Here is a 3,255-nt window from a genome sequence, read left to right as displayed (position 1 = left end):
GCGCTGACCGCGATGGCGAACGCGCTGCGGGTCGGCGATCACCTGCTGGAGCGGCTCGGCGCACACGTCACGGCCGTCGCCCGGCCTGCTGCCGATGAACGACACCAGGAGGTGCTGTCATGAGAATTGCTGACAAGCTGGCCTGCAGCATCGGCAAAGGGCTGGTGGCTGGCGTTGCCGGAACCGCGGCCATGACGGCCTCAAGCACGCTCGAGGCGCGGCTCCGCCACCGCGCGCCCAGTTCCGCGCCAGCGCGCGCGACAGCTAAGGCGCTTGGGATTGCCTCCTTCGAAAATGAGATCGCCGAGGCGCGATTCAATGACCTCTCGCACTGGGGCTACGGCACCGGCTGGGGAGTAGTGCGGGGCTTGCTCAGCGCCGCCGGACTGCCGCCGCGTGCCGCGACCCTCGCGCACGGCGCCGCCGTTTGGGGGAGTGCGCAGGTGGCACTGCCCGCCTGGGACATCGCCCCGCCGGCCATCTTCTGGGCACCGCGGGAGATCGCGATCGACGCCCTCCACCACACGGTGTACACCGTGGTGACGGGCATAGCTTACGAGCTGCTCAGCAACGGGCGCCGTAGGACGGGCTGAGGTCTCTGCCGCCTCCGTTGTTAGCGGCTCCCTGTCCTGAGAGCGCCTGCCTCTGAGGCGGCGCCCGGGTCGGTGCGTTACTCAGACGACCACGTCGACTCGAAGGATGGGTAGAGGGTGAGGCCACCGTCGACGAAGAGGGTTTGCCCGGTGATGTAGGCCGCCTCGTCAGAGCACAGGAAGGCAGTTGCCGCAGCCATCTCCTCGGCGCCTCCTGCCCTCTGCATGGGGATGTGGTCTTCCACCATTCGGCGCTTGACCGGATCGTCGATCCACGACCGGTTGATTGGCGTGACGGTAGCGCCGGGGCCGATGCCGTTTACCCGTATGCCGCGCGAGGCGTACTCGAGCGCTAGGGATCGGGTGAGGTTCTGCATCCCCCCTTTGGACACTGAGTAGCCCAGGAACCGCGGCTTGGGGATCAGCTGATGCACGCTGGACACGTTGACGATTACCCCTGGGCGGTCCTCGGCAATGAAGTGCTGCACGGCCCTGCGGGCGCAAAGGAAGGCGCCCCGCAGGTTGACCGCGAGGACTTTATCGAAGTCCGCGGCGGGCAGCTCGTGCGAATCTGCGGCGATCTGGATGCCGGCGTTGTTGACGAGGATATCCAGTCGCCCGTACTTCCTGATTACCTGGTCGAACATGCGCTCGACCGCGCCCTCATCAGACACGTCCGCAGCGACAAGGATTGGCGGACTGTCGCCGACCTCAGAAAGCCGCTTCATGCAGACGTTAATGCCGTGTTCGATCGCCTCTCTGGTCTCGATCGCGCCTTCCGGCCGCCCCACGTAGTTAATCGCGACATATGCGCCTTCTTCGCCAAGCCGGATGGCGATCGCCTGGCCAATGCCAGAACTGGCACCAGTGACGAGGGCAACTTTCTCCTGCAAACCTTTCATGGTTTTCCTCCTGCTTGCCTTGACTGTGGTGTGGCCGCCTTGTCGCACGCGGCTCACTGGGGATGAACGCCCGGGATCGCGAGCCGGATTCGGTATACGCTGGTCAGTGCCGTGATGTAGAGGGTGCGGCCGTCCTCGTCTCCCCACGCGAGGTTGTGGGGGTTCTCCGGCAGCCGCACGATGCCCAGATATTCACCGCGGGGCGAGAGCAGCCAAATGCCGGACGGACCGCACAGATACACGTTGCCGGCTGTATCAACCTTGATCCCACCGATCGAGCCCTCGCCTTCCACGCCGGTCATGTCAAAGAAAACGGTGCTCCCGACCGCGCACCCCGCGTCGCTGAGGGTGTACCGCATCACGGTCTTGCGCACCGGGTCCGCGTTGCTGACGTAGAGGTAGCGCTCATCGGGAGACAATGCGATCCCGGTGGGCCCGGACAGCTCCGCGGTGACTACGGACACAGCGCCCTCACGGAGACGGAAGACGCCACTGAACGGCAGCTCCCTGCCAGCATCGCCGAACCCTTCCGGCAGGCCGAACGGGGGGTCGGTGAAGAACAACGTCCCGTCCGAGCGGTATACGAGGTCATTAGGGCTGTTCAGGCGCAATCCTGCATAGCGGTCGGCGAGCACGGTGATGTTGCCATGCGGTTCGATGCGGATGACGCGCCGGTTCCCGTGCTGGCAGATGGTGAGCCGCCCGTCAGGGTCGAACGTGAGTCCGTTGGAACCGGGCTGGGGGTACTTCCCGATGTCTGCTCCGGCGTAGCCGCTCTTTGGGCGGAAAACCGTTACCACGCCGACCGGGTTCCAGCGGTAGATGACATTGGTGTTGGGCGAGCTGAAAAGCAGCGCGCCGTCGCGAGCCCATACCGGGCCCGCTGTGAACTCGAAGCCATAAGCGACTCGCTCGAGGCAAGCTGAGGAGGGCACGATCGCCTTGAGCGAGCTTGGGGTCGTGACTGCCGGCATAATCTCTACCGGGACCTCCTGGACGGTGCGCGCGCGACGCGGTGCGTAGAAATCGAGCGTGGCGCTCCGCATCCAGATGTAGTTGGCAGGCGAGGCTGAGATCGGGCCGTTAATGCCGAACACGGCGATAACGAATGATTGACCGGGGCGCGCGGAGCGGGTGAGCACGACCCGGTTGGGCGCATTGAAGCCGCCGACGACCGGGCCCCCGGTGTCACCCAGCGCGATAGGCTGCGCTCCGTTGACCCAGACCTCGGCGTAGTCGTCAACGACAACCTCGAAGATCACCGTCGAACCGGTTGGGTCGAAGTCGCCGATCCGCCGGGGAACTGTCACCGTGATGCGGTACCAGTTGAAGCAAACTCGTCCCGTGGACAGGCGCCGCCGGGTGTCCGGAGGAGCAAGAAGCAGCCAGGCAGAGTCGTCGAAGTCGGCTGATTGTGCGTGCGGGATCACCTCATAGCTGCGGTTCGGCGGGCCGCTCGGACCCAGATCCGGTCCGGCAGCAACGAAGTCGATCTCCCGTACCTGAGTGTCGCTGTACCGCCACTCGCCGCTCACCAGGGCCGCGCCATCATGAGTCTGCAGGTCCACGATCGCGTCCGGGCAAGAGGGGAGGAATTCCCGCGGGGATGGAATGTTAACGGCTACCACGGTCACCTGGCTCAGACGATCGCCAGTGGCGCGACCCACGCGCCGGTGGCGCCGCGAAGCTTGGCGTGGGCAATGACCAGCATGAACTCGTGCACGCCCTCGCGCGCGACCTCCTCGAGGCGCAGATTCTCC

At 65.5% G+C, this 3,255-nt stretch carries 3 protein-coding genes; 1 reads left to right on the top strand and 2 read right to left on the bottom strand.

What is annotated here, in order from left to right:
- The first annotated feature begins 119 nt into the window (after nt 1-119).
- Nucleotides 120-593: a hypothetical protein gene (locus tag VGZ23_19815; GenBank protein HEV2359844.1), complete on the top strand. Its 474-nt coding sequence runs from the start codon at nt 120-122 to the stop codon at nt 591-593.
- A gap of 77 nt (nt 594-670) precedes the next feature.
- Here VGZ23_19815 and VGZ23_19810 read toward each other — a convergent pair whose 3' ends face one another.
- Together VGZ23_19810 and VGZ23_19805 are read right to left on the bottom strand one after the other, a co-directional pair.
- Nucleotides 671-1,495: a glucose 1-dehydrogenase gene (locus VGZ23_19810; protein HEV2359843.1), complete on the bottom strand. Its 825-nt coding sequence runs from the start codon at nt 1,493-1,495 to the stop codon at nt 671-673.
- A gap of 53 nt (nt 1,496-1,548) precedes the next feature.
- Entirely contained in the window at nt 1,549-3,063 is a 1,515-nt protein-coding gene (locus tag VGZ23_19805) for an SMP-30/gluconolactonase/LRE family protein (GenBank protein ID HEV2359842.1), read from the bottom strand.
- Between the last annotated feature and the right edge of the window lie 192 nt (nt 3,064-3,255).

The sequence above is a fragment of the bacterium genome (assembly GCA_035945995.1).
GTDB lineage: Bacteria > Sysuimicrobiota > Sysuimicrobiia > Sysuimicrobiales > Segetimicrobiaceae > DASSJF01.
Note: the sequence above shows the minus strand (reverse complement) of the source record. Positions and strands in the feature narration are given on the sequence as shown.